The organism is Neotabrizicola sp. VNH66, from assembly GCF_049445895.1.
Classification (GTDB): domain Bacteria; phylum Pseudomonadota; class Alphaproteobacteria; order Rhodobacterales; family Rhodobacteraceae; genus Pseudogemmobacter.
Genome location: NZ_JBMSDW010000019.1, coordinates 1 through 16233 on the forward strand (window position 1 = coordinate 1; position 16233 = coordinate 16233).

The 16233-nt window shown below is 65.6% G+C and carries 17 protein-coding genes; 1 reads left to right on the forward strand and 16 read right to left on the reverse strand.

Annotation, left to right across the window (positions count from 1 at the left end; translation table 11 throughout):
• Positions 1–497: 497 nt before the first annotated feature.
• From ACO2Q5_RS19895 to ACO2Q5_RS19965, 15 genes are all read right to left on the reverse strand, one after another.
• Positions 498–1622 (reverse strand): extracellular solute-binding protein, encoded by a 1125-nt coding sequence (locus ACO2Q5_RS19895; protein WP_423294286.1) that lies wholly within the window; start codon positions 1620–1622, stop codon positions 498–500.
• On the reverse strand, positions 1619–2791 hold the full coding sequence (locus ACO2Q5_RS19900; protein WP_423294288.1) for a CaiB/BaiF CoA transferase family protein: 1173 nt from the start codon (positions 2789–2791) through the stop codon (positions 1619–1621). Before ACO2Q5_RS19900 ends, ACO2Q5_RS19895 begins: the two co-directional genes overlap by 4 nt.
• A 182-nt stretch (positions 2792–2973) precedes the next feature.
• A complete protein-coding gene (locus ACO2Q5_RS19905; RefSeq protein ID WP_423294290.1) occupies positions 2974–3735 on the reverse strand; it encodes an IclR family transcriptional regulator in 762 nt (253 codons plus the stop codon).
• Positions 3736–3908: 173 nt separating this feature from the next.
• A complete protein-coding gene (locus tag ACO2Q5_RS19910; protein WP_423294292.1) occupies positions 3909–4748 on the reverse strand; it encodes a fumarylacetoacetate hydrolase family protein in 840 nt (279 codons plus the stop codon).
• A gap of 10 nt (positions 4749–4758) precedes the next feature.
• Complete coding sequence (locus tag ACO2Q5_RS19915; protein WP_423294294.1) at positions 4759–5496, reverse strand: SDR family oxidoreductase; 738 nt, start codon at positions 5494–5496, stop codon at positions 4759–4761.
• Positions 5497–5507: 11 nt separating this feature from the next.
• Complete coding sequence (locus ACO2Q5_RS19920) at positions 5508–6722, reverse strand: UxaA family hydrolase (RefSeq protein ID WP_423294296.1); 1215 nt, start codon at positions 6720–6722, stop codon at positions 5508–5510.
• Positions 6719–7042 carry a UxaA family hydrolase gene (locus tag ACO2Q5_RS19925; protein WP_423294298.1) on the reverse strand — a complete coding sequence of 108 codons (324 nt, stop codon included), beginning with the start codon at positions 7040–7042 and terminating at the stop codon, positions 6719–6721. Before ACO2Q5_RS19925 ends, ACO2Q5_RS19920 begins: the two co-directional genes overlap by 4 nt.
• Positions 7039–7485, reverse strand: coding sequence for a MaoC family dehydratase (locus ACO2Q5_RS19930; RefSeq protein ID WP_423294300.1), 447 nt, complete (start codon positions 7483–7485; stop codon positions 7039–7041). Before ACO2Q5_RS19930 ends, ACO2Q5_RS19925 begins: the two co-directional genes overlap by 4 nt.
• Positions 7478–8533: a Gfo/Idh/MocA family protein gene (locus tag ACO2Q5_RS19935; RefSeq protein WP_423294302.1), complete on the reverse strand. Its 1056-nt coding sequence runs from the start codon at positions 8531–8533 to the stop codon at positions 7478–7480. The genes ACO2Q5_RS19930 and ACO2Q5_RS19935 overlap by 8 nt, the downstream gene beginning before the upstream one ends.
• Positions 8526–8855 (reverse strand): L-rhamnose mutarotase, encoded by a 330-nt coding sequence (locus tag ACO2Q5_RS19940; RefSeq protein WP_423294304.1) that lies wholly within the window; start codon positions 8853–8855, stop codon positions 8526–8528. Before ACO2Q5_RS19940 ends, ACO2Q5_RS19935 begins: the two co-directional genes overlap by 8 nt.
• A complete protein-coding gene (locus tag ACO2Q5_RS19945) occupies positions 8852–9964 on the reverse strand; it encodes a mandelate racemase/muconate lactonizing enzyme family protein (RefSeq protein ID WP_423294306.1) in 1113 nt (370 codons plus the stop codon). The genes ACO2Q5_RS19940 and ACO2Q5_RS19945 overlap by 4 nt, the downstream gene beginning before the upstream one ends.
• 3 nt (positions 9965–9967) lie before the next feature.
• The gene (locus ACO2Q5_RS19950; protein ID WP_423294308.1) at positions 9968–11053 is read right to left on the reverse strand and encodes an ABC transporter ATP-binding protein; all 1086 of its coding nucleotides are present in this window, start codon (positions 11051–11053) and stop codon (positions 9968–9970) included.
• A 3-nt stretch (positions 11054–11056) separates the two neighbouring features.
• Entirely contained in the window at positions 11057–11923 is an 867-nt protein-coding gene (locus ACO2Q5_RS19955) for a carbohydrate ABC transporter permease (RefSeq protein WP_423294310.1), read from the reverse strand.
• A gap of 2 nt (positions 11924–11925) precedes the next feature.
• Positions 11926–12822, reverse strand: a complete 897-nt coding sequence (locus tag ACO2Q5_RS19960) for a carbohydrate ABC transporter permease (RefSeq protein WP_423294312.1) — start codon at positions 12820–12822, stop codon at positions 11926–11928.
• Positions 12823–12910: 88 nt separating this feature from the next.
• The gene (locus ACO2Q5_RS19965) at positions 12911–14233 is read right to left on the reverse strand and encodes an ABC transporter substrate-binding protein (protein WP_423294314.1); all 1323 of its coding nucleotides are present in this window, start codon (positions 14231–14233) and stop codon (positions 12911–12913) included.
• A 169-nt stretch (positions 14234–14402) separates the two neighbouring features.
• Here ACO2Q5_RS19965 and ACO2Q5_RS19970 point away from each other — a divergent pair, with 169 nt between their 5' ends.
• Positions 14403–15236: an amidohydrolase family protein gene (locus ACO2Q5_RS19970; RefSeq protein WP_423294316.1), complete on the forward strand. Its 834-nt coding sequence runs from the start codon at positions 14403–14405 to the stop codon at positions 15234–15236.
• Here the strand turns inward: ACO2Q5_RS19970 and ACO2Q5_RS19975 are convergent.
• Positions 15201–16124: a GntR family transcriptional regulator gene (locus tag ACO2Q5_RS19975; protein WP_423294318.1), complete on the reverse strand. Its 924-nt coding sequence runs from the start codon at positions 16122–16124 to the stop codon at positions 15201–15203. The two genes, ACO2Q5_RS19970 and ACO2Q5_RS19975, sit on opposite strands and share 36 nt — an antisense overlap.
• Positions 16125–16233 lie beyond the last annotated feature (109 nt).

Here is a 16233-nt window from a genome sequence, read left to right on the forward strand (position 1 = left end):
GCCTCCTGTTCCTTGATCATCCCGATGATTTGCGCCTCGGTGAAACGGCTTTTCCTCATGTCGTCTGCTCCTTCTCAGGTTGGGCAGACTCTACATCACAGCGAGGGATCTTCCGGGGGGCAGGTCACGGCACAGAATTAGGAATCCTGCTCGGGGATATCTGACCTTGTTGCAGAGCGGTCGAGGATCCGCGCGGAATTTTGCCGCAGCCGTCCTGTGGATCCGGCCGCGGATGGCGGGCCAGCTCGTCTGCGTCGCGGTTTGTTTGCAATTTGGCCGACACCGGCCGGTGGCCCCGGCAAGAAGGATGCAGGCTTGGCCTTCGTGCTTCTTCAACGGCCCCCTGATCCGGTGCAGCAACGGTCCACAGATGAGGACTGCGGGTTCGGCAGTCCCGTCCACCTGGCTTGCGTTTGGAGGCGGGTCCGGTCTGGACACCGCGCAGTGGAAAGACGGGCCCTGGCCAGCGCGAGACGGTTCGGCCGCCCCAGCTGGGTTCAGCCGAAGCTCTGCCGGAATAGCGTGTTCAGATCGGTGACCACCGGTCCCGCCGCTTCGCGCGCCAGCAATCCTGCGGTGATGCGCTGCGATGCCGCCTCCTGGAATGCCATATAGCCGTTGTGGCGCGGGCGGACCCAGGCGCCTTCCAGCGTGGACCGGGTGTCGCGGTAAAAGCCGGCGGTGGCGGTGTTCACCCCGTCATCCTCCCATGCCGCGGCATGGCCCGGCTGGCCGCCGGCGGCGGCAAAGGAGCCGCGCTGCACCTCGGCCCCGGCGACCCAGAAAGCGAAGTCGGTCGCGGCCTCACGGGCCTTCGAGAAGGCCGAAACCGCGATCCCGGTGCCGCCAAGGGCTGATCCGACAGGCCCCGTTTCCCCGGCCACGGCGATATCGGCAAAGCGGATCAGATGCGGGCGGAACCCGGCGATGGCGTAGTTCACGTAACCATAGATCAGCGGGGCCACGGCATAGCGGCTGCCCTCCGCGGCCATCTGTTCAAACACGGTGATCGGATCTTGCGTGGCGCAGGCTTCGGGCACCAGATCGGCCAGTTCGCGCAACGCCTCCCACACCCGGGCACCATCTTCCGCGCCGATCAGTTCGCCCTCGGTCCGGCAGGGCGTCCCCAGATTTCCGGCCAGCGTGTAGAAACACATCAGCGAATGCGGCGGGCGCAGCGGCAACAGGACCCGGCCCGCGCGCGCCAGTTCCAGCACTTCGGCCCAGGTCGCGGGGGCCGTGGCGATCAGGTCGGGACGCCAGGCCAGCACCTGCGTTGCCGCATCAATCGGAAAGGCCCATTGCCGCCCCTGCCAGTTGTAGCTGGGGTAGCTTGCCCCCACCGATCCGGCGGCCAGCGCCGCCAGCTCCGCCTCGCGCCCGGGCAGGTCCAGCGGGGCAAGGCAGCCCTCCTGCGTGATCTGGCCGACATGGGGGTGGTCGATGACGATCAGGTCATAGGCTCGCGCCAGCTCCTCCACCGGGAAACTCTCGAAATCCTGCAGCGAGCGTTTGTCCCAGTCGATCTGCACGCCGGTCTTTTCGGCCCAAAGCGCCGAGCAGGCCACCATCGGGTCGTAGCCGCGCGGATGGCTCCATGTCATGCCTTTGAGACGGGTCACAGGTCGAACTCCTTGCGGATCAGGTCGGAATGGTCGCCGATGCGGGGCGCGGCCTGCGGCTTTGCGGGCCGGTGGCCGTTCAGGCGCAGCGGCAGGCGGGTGGTGTCGATGGAGACGCCATCGGCGCGGGTCACGGTCTGCAGCATATCCAGCACCCGGAACCCGTCCGAGGCCAGCAGTTCCGGCCAGTCCAGCACGCGGGCGCACCAGATGTCGGCGGGTTCCAGCACCGAAAGCCAGTCGTCCACGCTGCGGGTGGCGACCGCTTCGGCGATCAGCCGCTTGATCGTGTCGCGGTGGGCAAAGGCCGCCGCCGGATCGTCCAGATAAGGCGCCAGACTGCCGATCTCCATCAGCGCGGCCAGCTTCGGCAGGGGCGTCATCGCCAGCGCCAGCCAGCCGTCCGCCGCCTGATAGACGCCATAGGGCGCCGACAGATAGGCATGCGCACTGCGGTAGCCCGAGCGTTTGGGCACCCGCCGGCCATCGTTCAGATGGGTGGTCAGCACCTCGAACTGCAGGTCGATCAGCGCCTCCATCAGGCTCGTCTGCACATGCATGCCGGTGCCGGAAATCCCGCGCCGCACCAGTGCGGCCAGAATGCCCTGACAGCAGGCCGCGCCCGCCAGCATATCGGCCACGGCAAGTCCAAAGGGCACCGGCCCCTGATCGGCGTCGCCGTTCAGCCACATCAGCCCCGACCGCGCCTGCGCCAGCAGATCCTGCCCCGGACGCATGACCCAGGGCCCCTCATCCCCGTAGCCGCTGATCGAGGCATAGACCAGCCGCGGGTTGATCGCGCGGGCGGCGTCATAATCCAGCCCCAGCCGTTCGATCACCCCGGGCCGGAAATTCTGGATCAGCACATCGGCCCGCGCCACCAGCCGCTTCAGCGCGGCCAGATCGGCGGGGTTCTTCAGGTCGATGGCGAGGCTTTCCTTGCCGCGGTTGATGGCGTGAAAGATGGTGCTGTCGCCGCCGATCTCGGTATCCGACAGATAGAGCCGCCGCGACAGGTCGCCCCCGTCCGGCCGCTCTATCTTGATGACCCGCGCGCCCATATCCGACAGCCGAAGTGAGCAGTAGGGGCCGGAGAGGAACTGGCTCATGTCCAGCACCAGAAGGCCGTCCAGCGGCAGGACGGGGGCGTCTTTCGGGTCGGGTGTCACGTCATCCTCCGGCACGCTGCGCCTGCGCGGGAATCTGCGGCGGCGCGGCATGAATTTCGTCTATGAGATAGTTTTTCATTTATGGAAGTTTCATTCAAGTGTGAAATCGAATGACCGCAGCTTGCGCAAAGAAAAACCCCGGCCGCGGGGGCCGGGGCATCGGTGCGCAAAGGGCAGGGGGATCAGGCCGACAGCGCCGCCATCTCACGCCCCGCGGCCAAGAGCAGGTCCAGCACCCGCGCGCGGTCCGGCGCATCGGGGTTTTCCAGTCGCCGCACGAAGGGGCAGGTCAGCGCCGCCAGTACCGTGCCGTTCGCGCCCAGAATGGGAATCGACAGGTTGGCCACTGCGGGGGTCTGTTGGCTTTCCATCGCCTCGTATCCCTGCCGCCGCACCTCCGCCAGCCGGCCGTCCAGATCGGGGGGGGCGATCTCATAGGGCATCTTCTCATGCTCTTCGAACATCAGCGCCCGCTCCTCGGGCGAGGCATAGGCCAGAAACACATGGCCCGAGCCGGAGTTCACCAGCCCGATCCGTGCCCCAACCCGGATCGTCACGCCCCAGTAGCCCGGCGCCTCCACCTGCGCGATCACCACAAGATCGCCGCGGTCGTATTTCACCAGATGGCAGGCCTGATCCGCGGCCTGGGTGAACCGCCGCATCACCGGCATGGCCTGCGCCACCAGCCGCCGGATCGGCGGTCGCAGATGGGCCAGCAGGAACAGCTTCATCGTCAATTCATAGGTGTCGCCGCGGCGCGCGACATAGCCGCGCCGCGCCAGCCGGTCCAGCATCCGGTAAAGCTCGGTCGGTGACCGGCCAAGGGCGGTGGAAATATCCTTCAGCGTCAGCCCGTCTTCGGTCGTGGCCAGAAGCTCGATCATGTCCAGACCCTTGTCCAGCGCGGGGGCGCGGTAGCGGCCTTCGTCGTCGGTCTCGGACATGCTCTTTCACCTGTGAAATCTGCTCGGCATTCTCTGCCATGCGACGCCGCCGCACGCAACGGCCGTGCAGGGGGCGCAAGGCTTCGCCCCATTCATCTGTTCACAAATATCCTCAGGGGGTGAAGGGCCGTCCCTTCGGCGGCCCGAGGGGGCGCGAGCGCCCCCTGCCTTTCTCACAGATCGTTCACGCAGGTCTGGCGCTGCGTGCCCAGGCCTTCGATCCCCAGTTCCACCACATCGCCTGCCTTCAGATAGCGCGGGGGCTTCATCCCCAGACCCACGCCGGGCGGCGTCCCGGTCGAGATCACGTCGCCCGGATGCAGGGTGAAGAACTGCGACAGGTAGGAGACAAGGAAGGGCACCTGATAGACCATGGTATTGGTCGAACCGTCCTGCATCTTCTCGCCGTTGACGGTCAGCCACATGCGCAGGTCGTTCGGATCGGCCACCTCATCCCGCGTCACCAGCCAGGGCCCCAGCGGGCCGAAATTGTCCGAGGATTTGCCCTTGGACCATTGGCCGGACCGTTCGGTCTGATAGGCGCGCTCGCTCACATCGTTGCAGACGCAGAAGCCCGCGACATGATCCATCGCATCGGCCTCGGCGATGTATTTGCCGGGCTTGCCGATGACGAAGGCCAGTTCCACCTCCCAGTCGGTCTTTTCGCTGCCGCGGGGGATGATGATGTCATCATTCGGGCCGCAGACGGCGCTGGTGTATTTGGCAAAGATCACCGGCTCGGGCGGGACGGCCATGCCGCTTTCGGCGGCGTGGTCCGAGTAGTTCAGCCCGATGCAGATGAATTTGCCGATCTGGCCCACGCAGGCGCCATAGCGCGGATCGCCCTCGACCAGCGGCAGGCTGGCGGGGTCCAGCGCCTGCAGCGCCGACAGGTCGGCCAGCACGGCGCCGGCGATGTCGGGCACATGGGCGGACAGGTCGCGCAACCGGCCTTCGGCGTCGATCATCCCGGGCTTTTCGGCGCCACGGGTGCCATAACGGACTAGTTTCATCGTCGTCTCCTCAGGTCGTCCAGCCGCCGTCGATCACATGTTCGGTGCCGGTGGTAAAGCCCGCCTCGTCCGAGGCAAGGTAGCAGACCAGCGCGGCAATCTCATCCGCGTGGCCAAGGCGGCCCATGGCCTGCCGCGCGACAAAGGCCTTCAGCGCGCCTTCGTAATCGCCGGTCGCCTTCAGCCGCTCATGCAGGGACGGGCTGTCCACGGTGCCGGGGCAGATGGAATTGCAGCGGATGCCCTGCGCCACATAATCCGCGGCCACCGCGCGGGTCAGGCCCACGACGGCGGCCTTGGAGGCGGAATAAACGGCCCGGTTGATCGGCCCCTTTTTCGGCCCCGCGACCGAGGACATGTTGATGATGGAGCCCGCGCCCTTGGCCAGCATGCCGGGCAGCACGGCGCGGATCATGCGGAACTGCGCCTTGGCGTTCAGGTCAAAGGCGAAATCCCATTCCGCCTCGGTCGCTTCCAGCACGGTGCCGTTGTGCACGACCCCCGCGCAGTTGAAGAGGATATCCACCGGCCCGGTCTTTTCGATCAGCGCGGTGATGGCGGCGGGGTCCAGCACGTTCAGGACATGCGCCTCCACCCCCGGCACCTTTGCCAGATCGGCCACCAGCGCGGGGTTCACATCCGTGGCGATGACCTTCGCCCCCTCACGCGCCATCCGCTCGGCCGAGGCGCGGCCGATGCCTTGCCCTGCCGCGGTGATCAGGGCGGTTTTGCCCGTCAGTCGTTCCATGGTGTCCTCCGTCATGCCGCGCCCGGCAGGCAGGCCGGGCCGATCGGTTCAAAGCTCTTGTAGGTCAGGATGAATTCGCGGTGACCCAGTTCCTCGGATTTGGTCTGCCGTCCGGCCGCCACCGCCACCACCAGATCGCGGATTTCCTGCCCGACCTCAGTGATGGTCCGCCGCCCCTCGATGATGTCGCCCGCGTTCACGTCCATGTCCTCGGCCAGCGCGCGATAGGTGTCGGGGTTGGCGCAGATCTTGATGACCGGAGAGATGGCGGACCCCACGACTGAGCCGCGCCCCGTCACGAAAAGCGACAGATGCGCCCCGCTGGCGATCATTTCGACGATTTCGGCATTGTCGCTGATGTTCGGGAAACCGAAGCGCACCTCGCCATCGGGGACCACATCCATCAGGTAAAGCCCGCCTTTCGGGGGAATGTCGCCGGGCTTGATCAGGCCGGAAATCGGGCTGTCGCCGGATTTGACATAGGCGCCCAGCGATTTCTCCTCGATGGTGGACAGCCCGCCCGCGGCATTCCCGGCCGCGAAAGAGCCATAGCCCAGCGTGGCGTAATAGCGTTCCGCCTTCTGCACGCTTTCGCGCAAAAGCTGTCCCAGTTCGGGGGTGACGGCGCGGTCGGCCATGATCTCTTCGCAGCCGATCAGTTCGCCCGTTTCCTCAAAAATGCAGGCCGCGCCTTCGCCGACCAGAAGGTCAAAGGCCTTGCCCGCCGCCGGATTGCCCGAAATGCCCGAGGTGCCGTCCGACCCGCCGCAGACCGTGCCGATGATCAGCTCATCCACGCCCATGGCGGCGCGCGGCCCTTCGGCGATCTGCGCCAGGGTCTGCGCGATCCAGTCGGCGCCTGCCTGAATGGTGGACCGGGTGCCGCCCGTCCGCTGGATCACCAGCGTCTTGACCGGCCGGCCCGAGGCATCGACCGCATTGGCCGCGCGCACCTTGTCGAAACTCTCGCAGCCCAGTGACACGAACAGCACCGCCCCCACATTCGGATGGGTGCAGAGCTTTTCCATCATCTGCGCGGCATATTCGTTCGGGTAGCAGCCCGGAAAGCCGATCAGCTGCACATCGCCTTCATGCGCGGTGTTGCGGAAGCGCTGGACGATCTCGGCCGCCACGAAATGCGCGCATTCCACCAGATAGGCCACCACCAGCGTGTTGCGGATGCCCTTGCGCCCGTCCTTCCGCAGCCAGCCCTGAATGTCACTCATAGCGAGACCCCCGCCGAAAGCCCGTCGGCATCCTGCAACGCATGGGTTGCGGTATAGGCCGAGCGGATGTTGTGGACATGGACGTGATCGCCCGCCGCAATGGCCGCGGTGGCTACGCCGATGGGCATGCCGTATTTCAGGATCACTTCGCCTTCGGCAATCGGGCGGCGGGCGATCTTGTGGGCCATGGGAATGGCGCGGGACAGGCGCACCGCGCCGGATTCCAGCGTCACCACCGCGCCGTCAGCCGCATTGGCGCGGGCCACCAGCACGTTGTCCTTGTCGGACAGCAGCAGGAACGGGCCGAAATCATGGGTCACTTCCGGCACTCCACCATATAGATGTGATCGGCCACCAGCGCGGTTTCGCCCGTGTGTTTGGTCACGGTCAGCCGTTCTGTGACGCGGCCATATCCCGGGCGCTTTTCCATCAACTCCTTGCCGATGATCTCCACCCGCGAGCGGATGGTGTCGCCGATGAACACCGGCTTCACAAAGCGCATCCGGTCATAGCCGTAGGAGAACGCCACCGGGTTGATGATCGTGGCCGTCAGGCCGACGCCGATGGTGAAAACCATGGTGCCATGGGCGATCCGCTGGCCAAAGGGCAGGGTCTTGCAGAATTCCGCATCCAGATGGTGCGGAAAGAAGTCGCCGGAATGCCCGGCATGGACGACGAAATCGGTCTCGGTGATGGTGCGGCCCACGGTGTCGCGCGCCTCGCCGATCTCGTAATCCTCGAAGTATTTCACTTGCTCAAGCATCGGGGGCAGTCCTGATCGGGTAAAGGGGGGCGGCGGCGCTGTCATAGGCGGCTTCGACCAGCGCCATCGTGTGCCATGCGTCCTCGGCACTGCCCTGAAGGGCGTCGTCCTCGCCCACGGCAAAGCGCATGACCTGCGTGATGCGGCCCACGAAAGCCTCGATGAACCAGTTGCCGATCAGCGGCACCTGTTCCCAGCCCGCGCCGGTGTTCAGCCACAGCTCGTCCGGCTCGCCCCGCGGATAGTCGAGGTTGACGCCCAGTTTCATGTAAGCCGCGCCCTTGGTGCCGCAGATGCGGAATTCGCAGGCCTGAAATTTGCGGCCGAAGGCGTGGTTGTGGTTGATCGACAGGTTGGCGCGCACTTCAGGGCCGTAATCCATCATCATCGCGGTGCGGGTGTTCGACACGGTCGAGGACGGATGCCCCATGGTCCGCGCAGCAATCCCCAGCGGGTTGCCCAGCAGATCGCGCATGAAATCAAGGTAGTGGATCGAATGCAGCAGGATTTCCACCCGCGGCAGATCGGCCAAAAAGGCCCAGAGGTGCCATGGCGTGTCCAGCGCGAGCCAGGCGTCGAAATCAACCAGATCACCCAGTTGCCCCTGCGCGATGGCATCCTTCAGCGCCAGCGCCATGGGCGCAAAGCGCAGCTGGAAATTCACCGCGGCGCGGATGTTGCGGGTGCGCAGGATGCCGATGATCTCATCCGCGGTCTTCAGGTCCGATCCCATCGGCTTCTGGATCAGCGCCACCGCGCCTTCGGGCAGGGTGCGCAGGATGCCGGGAATGGCGGCGGGCGGCACGGCAAGGTCATAGACCACCGCTGTTCCCGCGGCGGTCGCGTCCGCCATGCTGGCATAGGCCACGGCGCCGGGCGGCAGGATGGCTTCGGCCTTGGCGCGGTCCGGGTCATAGATGCCGGCCACGGTGAACCCGGCCTTGGCATAGGCGGGCAGGTGGGCATCGGTCACGATGGACCCCGCGCCGAAGATCACCACCGGCAGGCTGCGCGACGGGGGCGCGATGGTCTGGAGAAGCTCAGTCATGGTGGAAAATCTCCGGCATGTCGGCCCACCACTCGCCCTCGGCCCTTGTGTCCAATGGGCGTTGCAGCGGCTTGTTCACCGCCCACCAGCGTTGGGTTTCCGGGTCTTCGGCCATGCGGGCCATGTCGGCGGCAAAGTCCGTGCCGTGATATTCGAAGTAAGAGAACAGCAGGTTCTCCGGCTCTTTCAGGAAGATCGAGTAATTGCGGATGTGGCAGTCGCTGATCTTGGCCAGCACGCCGGGCCAGACCGCGGCATGCAGCGCGATATATTCGGCCTTGCCCTCTGCGCTGAGCCCGATGACGGAGGCGTAGCGTTTCATGATGCCCTCACGGTGAAGCGGCTGCCGTCCGCGGTGCGGGCGGCAAGGGCGGCGTGGTCCCATTCGATGCCAAGGCCGGGCGTGACGGGCGCCAGCGCATGGCCGCCCTCGCGGCCCATCGGGGCGGCGATGTCGTCCAGCTGCGGTATATATTCCAGCCAGGGCGCATTCGGCACGGCGCAGACCAGCGAGACATGCAGTTCCATCAGGAAATGCGGGCAGATCATCAGGTTATGCGCCTCGGCCAGATGGGCCACCTTCAGCCAGGGGGTGATGCCGCCCACGCGGGCCACATCGGCCTGCACGATGCCGCAGGCGCCCGCGGCGATGTAATCGGCGAACTGGCCGGGGGAATACATCGACTCACCCACGGCAATCGGCACCCGGCTTTGCCGCGTCAGCCGGGCATGGCCCGCGATGTCATCGGCGGGCAGGGGTTCCTCGAACCACGCGATGTTGAGCGATTCCAGCAGGGCAAGGCGACGGCTGGCTTCGGGTTGCGTCATCGACTGGTTGGCGTCGGTCATGATCTCATAATCATCGCCAAGCGCGTCGCGCACCGCCGACAGCCGCGCGGCATCGCCCGCGACGGTGGGCTTGCCGATCTTGATCTTCGAGCCCTTGAATCCCGCCTCGCGCATGGCCAGCGCGTCTTCCACCAGCGCCGCGGGCTCCAGATGCAGCCAGCCGCCCTCGGTCGAATACATCGGCACCCGGGTCTTCGCCCCGCCCGCCAGCAGATGCAGCGGCAGGCCAGTGCGGTGTCCGCGCAGATCCCAGAGCGCGGTGTCGATGGCCGCCAGCGCCAGCGACATGATCGGCCCCACGGCGGTGGCATGCGAAGAGAACAGCAGGTCGCGCCAGATGCCTTCGATCCGGTCGGCCTCCTGTCCCATCAGCCGGGGCAAAAGGGTGCGCTGCAACAAGGACAGCACGGCAAAGCCGCCGTCGCCGATGGTATAGCTGTAACCCATGCCTGTCGCGCCCTCGGCATCGGTCAGGGTGACGAAGATCGTCTCCTGCGATTTGAAGGACTGGATGGCATCGGTGCGTTTGACCTTGGGCACAAGGTCCACAAGGAAGGCTTCGGCCTGAAGAACCTTTGGCATGGCCTATCCCCGCAGGCTGGCGCCGGTTTCGGCGTCGAAGAGGTGGCATTTGTCCAGCGCGATGCCAAAGCGCAGCACCTCACCCGGGGTGACGGGGCGGGGGTTCAGCATCTTGGCCTGAACCTCGGTCCCGGCCAGCGTGGCGAAGATCAGCGTTTCGGTGCCAAGCGGTTCAGTCAGGGTCACGCCCATGTCCACATGGGCCATATGGGCGGTCGGCGGCATGGCATGCCCCTCGGGCATGATGTTATCCGCGCGGATGCCCAGCTGCACCCGGCGCCCGTCCGCGACCTTCAGGTCGGGCGGCACCGGAATGGCGGTGACGTCGGCCAGCACCACTCGGCCCGCCTGCACGGTGCCCGACAACAGGTTCATGGGGGGCGAGCCGATGAAAGTGGCGACGAACGTGTCCACCGGGCGCTCGAACACCTCCAAGGGCGTGCCGACCTGAACGATATGGCCGTCGCGCATGATGACGATCCGGTCGGCCAGCGTCATCGCCTCGATCTGGTCATGAGTGACATAGATCACGGTCGAGCCGACCTTCTGGTGCAGCTTCTTGATTTCCACCCGCATCTGGGTGCGCAGCTTGGCATCAAGGTTCGACAGAGGCTCGTCGAACAGGAATACCTCCGGCTGGCGCACGATGGCGCGGCCCATGGCGACGCGCTGGCGCTGCCCGCCGGACAGCGCGCCGGGCTTGCGGTCCAGAAGCGGCGTCAGCGCAAGGATTTCCGCGGCTTCCTTCACCGCGGCGTCAATCTCGGCCTGCGGGCGCTTGGCGATCTTCAGCGAAAAGCCAAGGTTCTCTTTCACCGTCATATGCGGGTAAAGCGCATAGTTCTGGAACACCATCGCCAGATTGCGTTCCCGCGGGGGCAGGTCGTTGACCACCCGGTCCCCGATCAGGATTTCCCCGCCCGAGATATCCTCCAGCCCCGCCACCATCCGCAAAGTGGTGGATTTGCCGCAGCCCGAAGGCCCGACAAGGACGACGAACTCGCCCTCGGCGATGTCCAGATTGATGGCATGAACGACGCGCAGCGCGCCATAAGCCTTGACGACGTTGCGAAGATGGACCTGAGCCATGGCTTATCCTTTCACGCCGCCGAAGGTCAGGCCGGCGATCAGATGTTTCTGCACGAGGAAGGTCAGCAATAGCGCGGGGATGATCATCAGCACCGCCAGCGCGCACATGCCGCCCCAGTTCAGCGTGAACTGCGAGGTGAAATCCAGAAGACCCACGGGCATGGTCTTCGACGTGGTGGAGCGGGTCAGCTGGCTGGCCAGCGCATATTCGTTCCACGAGGTGAGGAAGGCAAAGATCCCGGCACTGGCGATGCCCGCGCGGGCCACCGGAAATTCCACCTTCCAGAACGCCTGCCAGCGGGTGCAGCCATCGATCTCGGCCGCCTCGGCCAGCTCTTTCGGCACCTGCCGGAAGAAACCGTCAATCAGCCAGATCGTGAAGGGCACGTTCATCGCCACATAGACAAGGATCAGCCCGAAATGCGTGTCGATCAGCCCGGTGCGTCCGAAGATGATGAAGAGGGGCAGCGACAGCGCCACGCCGGGCACCGCCCGGGTTGCCATCAGCCCCACGAACAGCGCGGCCTTGCCCTTGAACTTGTAGCGGGCAAAGGCATAGCCGCCGCCCATGCCGACCAAGAGCGCAATCAGCGTCGAGGTGACAGAGATGATCAGCGAGTTGCGGAAATAGGTCCAGACCGGGATGCCGCCTTCGCCCGCGCCGCCGAACATGGCGCGGTAATGGTCAAGGTTCAGGCTTTCGGGGATCCAGACCGGCGGTTTGGCCATGATTTCGACCGTGGGGCGAAAGCTGTTCAGCACGACCCACAGGCCGGGGATGCAGATCACGCACATGGCCAGAAACAGGCCGATGAAATGCGCGGTCTTCAGCAGGCGCTTTTTCACGCGGTGTTGTGCGGCGGATGCCATGGTCAGTCCCCCATGCCCAGTTCGCGCCGCGCATTCTGCAGCTTGACGAAGAAGTAGATGGTAAAGGCGATGGACAGGAAGATCGCGATATAGCCCATGGCATTGGCGTATCCCATGCGGGCATCGACATAGCCGGTGCGGCCGATCAGCGTCCACAGAAGCTCGGTCCGGCGGGCGGGGCCGCCGTTGGTCATCACCTGCACGATGTCATAGGCGCGGGCCACATCCAGCGACCGGATCGCCATGGCGATGTAGATGAAAGGCATCAGGAACGGCAGGGTGACATAGCGGAAGGTCTGCACCGGCGTGCAGCCGTCGACCTTGGCGGCCTCCAGCGGGTCCTGCGGCATGGCGAACAGCCCGGCAAGGATCAGGATCGCAAAGACCGAGGTGGAGGTCCAGATTTCCGCCACGATGATCGAGAACAGTGCCAGGTTCCCGTCCACCAGCCACGGAATGGCCACGTCGGACAGGCCCAGCGATTGCAGCGCGTTGTTCACCAGACCCACGTTGTCGTTGAAGATGAACTTGAACTGGAACCCCACAAGGATGGGCGAGAACATCATCGGAAACATCATGGCCGTGCGCAGCAGGCGCTGGCCGCGGGTCACCTTGGACACCATCAGCGCAAGGCCAAGGCCCAGAAGCATTTCCGCATTCAGCGCGATGGTCAGCAGCAGGACCGTGCGACCGAAGGCCTTCCAGAAGTTCAGGTCCGTCAGCGCCTTCTCATAGTTGAAGGGGAAGTTGATCTTCCACAGCGTTTCGGGCCGGGTCAGGTGAAAGGGGGTAAAGCTGGAATAGAGCGACAGGACCAGCGGGATCGCCACCACCGCAAGGATGATGACAAAGGCAGGCATCAGAAGAACCAGCCATGGCGGCAGCTTGGCGCGTGTCATGGAATGTCCGGGGATGAGGGGCGCCTTGCGGGCACGGGTGTCGGAAAAGGGCGGCCCCAGAGAGGCAGGGGCCGCCCGGAAGACGCGATCAGTAGACGCCGTTTTCCTGCATCAGCTCATCCACCGCGGCGGCGGCATCATTCAGCGCCTGCTCGGTGGTCTTGTCGCCCAGAATGGCGGCCTGCAGTTCCGGGTAGATCAGGTTCGTCGCCTCGATCCAGTAGGGCGTCGGCGGCACGGCAAAGGCCGTGGCAGCGGTTTCCTGGAAGGCGGCCAGAACTTCGGATTTGTAGGCATCGCCCGCGGCTTCGGCCACGATGTAATCCCAGACCGCCGTGCGCGAGGGCAGGGGGCCTGCCGCGGATTCCAGCTTCTGGCTGTCCTCGTTGGTCAGGAAATCCACCAGCGAGGCCGCGGCCTCTTTGGTGGCGCAGTTTTCCGTGACCGAGAAGCCGTGGAAGCCCGACCAGCCGGTCCGCACGCCTGCCGAGCCCTTGGGTGCGGGCGCCACGCCCACATTGCCCGCAGCCTTCGACGCGGAGGGATCGTTGAAGAAGCCCGACCAGCCCGGCCAGTCCAGGTTCAGCGCGATGGTGCCCGAGGCAAAGCCGTTGCCAAGGTCATCCCACAGATAGTTGGTGGTGCCCGGCGGCACGGCACCCGCCTTGTAGAGGTCCACGAACCATTGCAGCGCCTTCTGCCCCTCGGCGGAATTGAACGCGGGCGAGAAGTCGTCGTTGAAGAACGTCCCGCCCTCAGCCACGACCATTTCGTAGAACCGGCCGACGATGGCCTCGTCCTTGCCCGCATATTGGGTGCCGTAGAAATTCGGCGGAGCGGCGAGGAATTCCGCCTGATCCTTCACCTGCGCCCAGGTTTCCGGCACGGCAAGATCATAGCCGTATTTCGCCTTGAACGCCTCGGCCTTGGCGGGGTCGGTGTAGTTCGACTTGAGGTAATATAGCGCCGAGACGTCGAATTGCGCGCGGGGCAGCATCACCAGTTTGCCGTCCAGCGTGGCCGCGGCAATGTTCGCCTGCACGAAGCCCGCGATCGATTCCGCCGGCACCAGCGGCGTCAGGTCGGTGAACAGGCTGGGATATTGCGAGGCGAAGGACGAATGGTTCGAGCCGACGCACCAGCTGGTGGTGCCGGCGGCGATATCGGCCTTGTATTCCTTGTCCAGCTCGAAGTGGTTCTTCTGGCTGATGATATTGACCTTGGCGCCGGTCTCGGCCTCCCAGTCCTTGATCCGGGCATAGAGCGCCTCGTATTGCTGGCCACCGATCAGCTTGGCCTCGATGGTGACGCCGGCGAATTCGCCCTGGGCCAGCGCGGCAGATGCCAGCCCCAGACCTGCGCCAAGACCCGCCACAAGTGCCAGTGCGCTGCTGGCTCCCCGTCCGTTCATGTCCTCTCCTCCCCGTTTGCGATGGTGATGTCCGCGGCGCCGCGCCGTTGCTTCGGCTTGGTTTCATATTCAGAACATCTTTTCATACATAAACGTGACACGCCCCTCGGAGTCAAGTAAGACTCGCGCAGCTTGCCGCGGTCAGGCGGCGGAAATCCGGGGGGAGCGCATGATCTTTGACACCCATCTGCATCTGGTGGACCGCGGGCGGCTGTCTTACCCGTGGCTCGCTTCGGCCCCCGCGCTGGACCGCGACTGGAGCTATGCGGATTACGCCGCCACCGCGCGCCGTCTGGGCATCACCGATGTGCTGCATATGGAGGTGGATGTTGACCCTGCCGACATCGACGCCGAGACCGCTTTTGTGGCCGGGCTGATGGACGAACCGGACAGCCTGATCCGCGGCGCGATCTCTGCCGCCCGGCCCGAGGCGGCGGGTTTTGCGGAATGGCTGGAGCGCGTGGACCGGCGCGTGGTCAAAGGTGTGCGCCGCGTGTTGCATGTGATGCCGGACGATCTGTCGGAAGGTTCGCTGTTCCGGGATAACATCGCCCGTCTGGGCCGCGCGGGCCTGCCGTTCGACCTCTGCGTTCTGGCGCGGCAACTGCCGCTGGCCGCCGCTTTGGCCGATGCCTGCCCGGAGACGGTCTTTGTGCTGGATCATTGCGGCGTGCCCGACATTGCGGGCGGCGCCTTTGATCCATGGGCCGCGCAGATCACCGATCTGGCCCGCCGCCCGCATGTGAATGTCAAACTCTCCGGCCTGCCCACCTATACCGGCGGCGGCTGGACGGTCGGGACCCTGCAGCCATGGGTCGATCACATCATCGCCGCCTTCGGGCCGGGGCGGATGGTCTGGGGATCGGACAGCCCGGTCTGCACGCTGCACAGCAGCCTGCCGGAATGGGTGGGCGCCACGCATGCGCTGCTTTCGGGGATGAGCACAGAGGAACGGGCAGCGATCCTGTCAGGCAACGCCCGCCGGATCTGGGGCCTCGGCTGATCCCTCACGCCCGGCGGCCATGGTGGCCGCCTTGATCGGGCCAAGCGCCGCCAGATGGCGGTGCATCAGATCGGCCGCCGCATCATTGCGGCCCGCCAGCAGCAGTTCCAGCATCTGCACATGTTCGGCGCAGCGCGCGCGGGCGCGGGTCCGGTCCACCGTCAGCCCGTATTCGATCAGCCGCCGCAGCCGGTCCACCCGGCGCAGGCTTTCGATGAAGAACGCATTGCCGCTGCATTCGCAGATCGCCTCATGCATGGCGGCATTGACGGTGAAGAGGTGCACGCCGGTGATGGTCAGCACCTCGCCCGCGACAAGGCGGCGCTGCTCCTCCAGATGGCGGGTCAGCAGCGGCACGTTCAGCCGGAACCCGGGGTCGCGCATGGCGGCGGGTTCGATGGCCTGCCGGAAGCGGTAGCTTTGCCGGTAGGCCTCCATCGAGGTCAGGACCGGCAGGAATTGCCAGCCATGGCCGGGCCGCCGCTCCGCCCAGCCTTCCTCGGCCATGCGGTGGAGCAGGGTCTGCAGCCGCGGGCGGCTCAGATCATAGCGGCGGAGGAGCTCGTTCTCGCTGATCCGGTCGGGGATCAGCCCGGCCAGCCGGTCGCGCGCGATGGCCAGATAGGCAGCCTCGCCTGCCTCTTCGGGCGGCGCGGTCTCGGCCAGCAGTTCCGCCCGCCCGGGATCGGCAACCACCAGCCCGCCGCGCGGCCCGTCGCCCAGAACCCCCGCGCGCCGCAATTCTTGCAGCGCGGCCCGCACCGGCGTGCGCGAGACGAGGAAGCGGTCGGCCAGCGCGCGCTCGGTCAGCGCGGTGCCGGGGGGCAGCGCCTCTTCCCGGATCATCCGGGCGATCTGATGGGCCAGCGAGGCGGCGATCTCTGTCATATCTCCTTGATGCCATGCCGGGGCTGCCGTGCCAAGCCTGTTGGTATTTTGTCATTGCATGATGCCATGGAATCGCTTATTGGTCTTTCGTGAAGACAAAATGCCAAAA

What these genes read in the sequence shown, in the direction of transcription:
- ACO2Q5_RS19905 (WP_423294290.1), bottom strand. Translation starts at nt 3,735, where the DNA reads ATGTCCGAGACCGACGACGAAGGCCGCTACCGCGCCCCCGCGCTGGAC.
- ACO2Q5_RS19910 (WP_423294292.1), bottom strand. Translation starts at nt 4,748, where the DNA reads ATGAAACTAGTCCGTTATGGCACCCGTGGCGCCGAAAAGCCCGGGATG.
- ACO2Q5_RS19915 (WP_423294294.1), bottom strand. Translation starts at nt 5,496, where the DNA reads ATGGAACGACTGACGGGCAAAACCGCCCTGATCACCGCGGCAGGGCAA.
- ACO2Q5_RS19920 (WP_423294296.1), bottom strand. Translation starts at nt 6,722, where the DNA reads ATGAGTGACATTCAGGGCTGGCTGCGGAAGGACGGGCGCAAGGGCATC.
- ACO2Q5_RS19930 (WP_423294300.1), bottom strand. Translation starts at nt 7,485, where the DNA reads ATGCTTGAGCAAGTGAAATACTTCGAGGATTACGAGATCGGCGAGGCG.
- ACO2Q5_RS19935 (WP_423294302.1), bottom strand. Translation starts at nt 8,533, where the DNA reads ATGACTGAGCTTCTCCAGACCATCGCGCCCCCGTCGCGCAGCCTGCCG.
- ACO2Q5_RS19940 (WP_423294304.1), bottom strand. Translation starts at nt 8,855, where the DNA reads ATGAAACGCTACGCCTCCGTCATCGGGCTCAGCGCAGAGGGCAAGGCC.
- ACO2Q5_RS19945 (WP_423294306.1), bottom strand. Translation starts at nt 9,964, where the DNA reads ATGCCAAAGGTTCTTCAGGCCGAAGCCTTCCTTGTGGACCTTGTGCCC.
- ACO2Q5_RS19950 (WP_423294308.1), bottom strand. Translation starts at nt 11,053, where the DNA reads ATGGCTCAGGTCCATCTTCGCAACGTCGTCAAGGCTTATGGCGCGCTG.
- ACO2Q5_RS19955 (WP_423294310.1), bottom strand. Translation starts at nt 11,923, where the DNA reads ATGGCATCCGCCGCACAACACCGCGTGAAAAAGCGCCTGCTGAAGACC.
- ACO2Q5_RS19960 (WP_423294312.1), bottom strand. Translation starts at nt 12,822, where the DNA reads ATGACACGCGCCAAGCTGCCGCCATGGCTGGTTCTTCTGATGCCTGCC.
- ACO2Q5_RS19965 (WP_423294314.1), bottom strand. Translation starts at nt 14,233, where the DNA reads ATGAACGGACGGGGAGCCAGCAGCGCACTGGCACTTGTGGCGGGTCTT.
- ACO2Q5_RS19970 (WP_423294316.1), top strand. Translation starts at nt 14,403, where the DNA reads ATGATCTTTGACACCCATCTGCATCTGGTGGACCGCGGGCGGCTGTCT.
- ACO2Q5_RS19975 (WP_423294318.1), bottom strand. Translation starts at nt 16,124, where the DNA reads ATGACAGAGATCGCCGCCTCGCTGGCCCATCAGATCGCCCGGATGATC.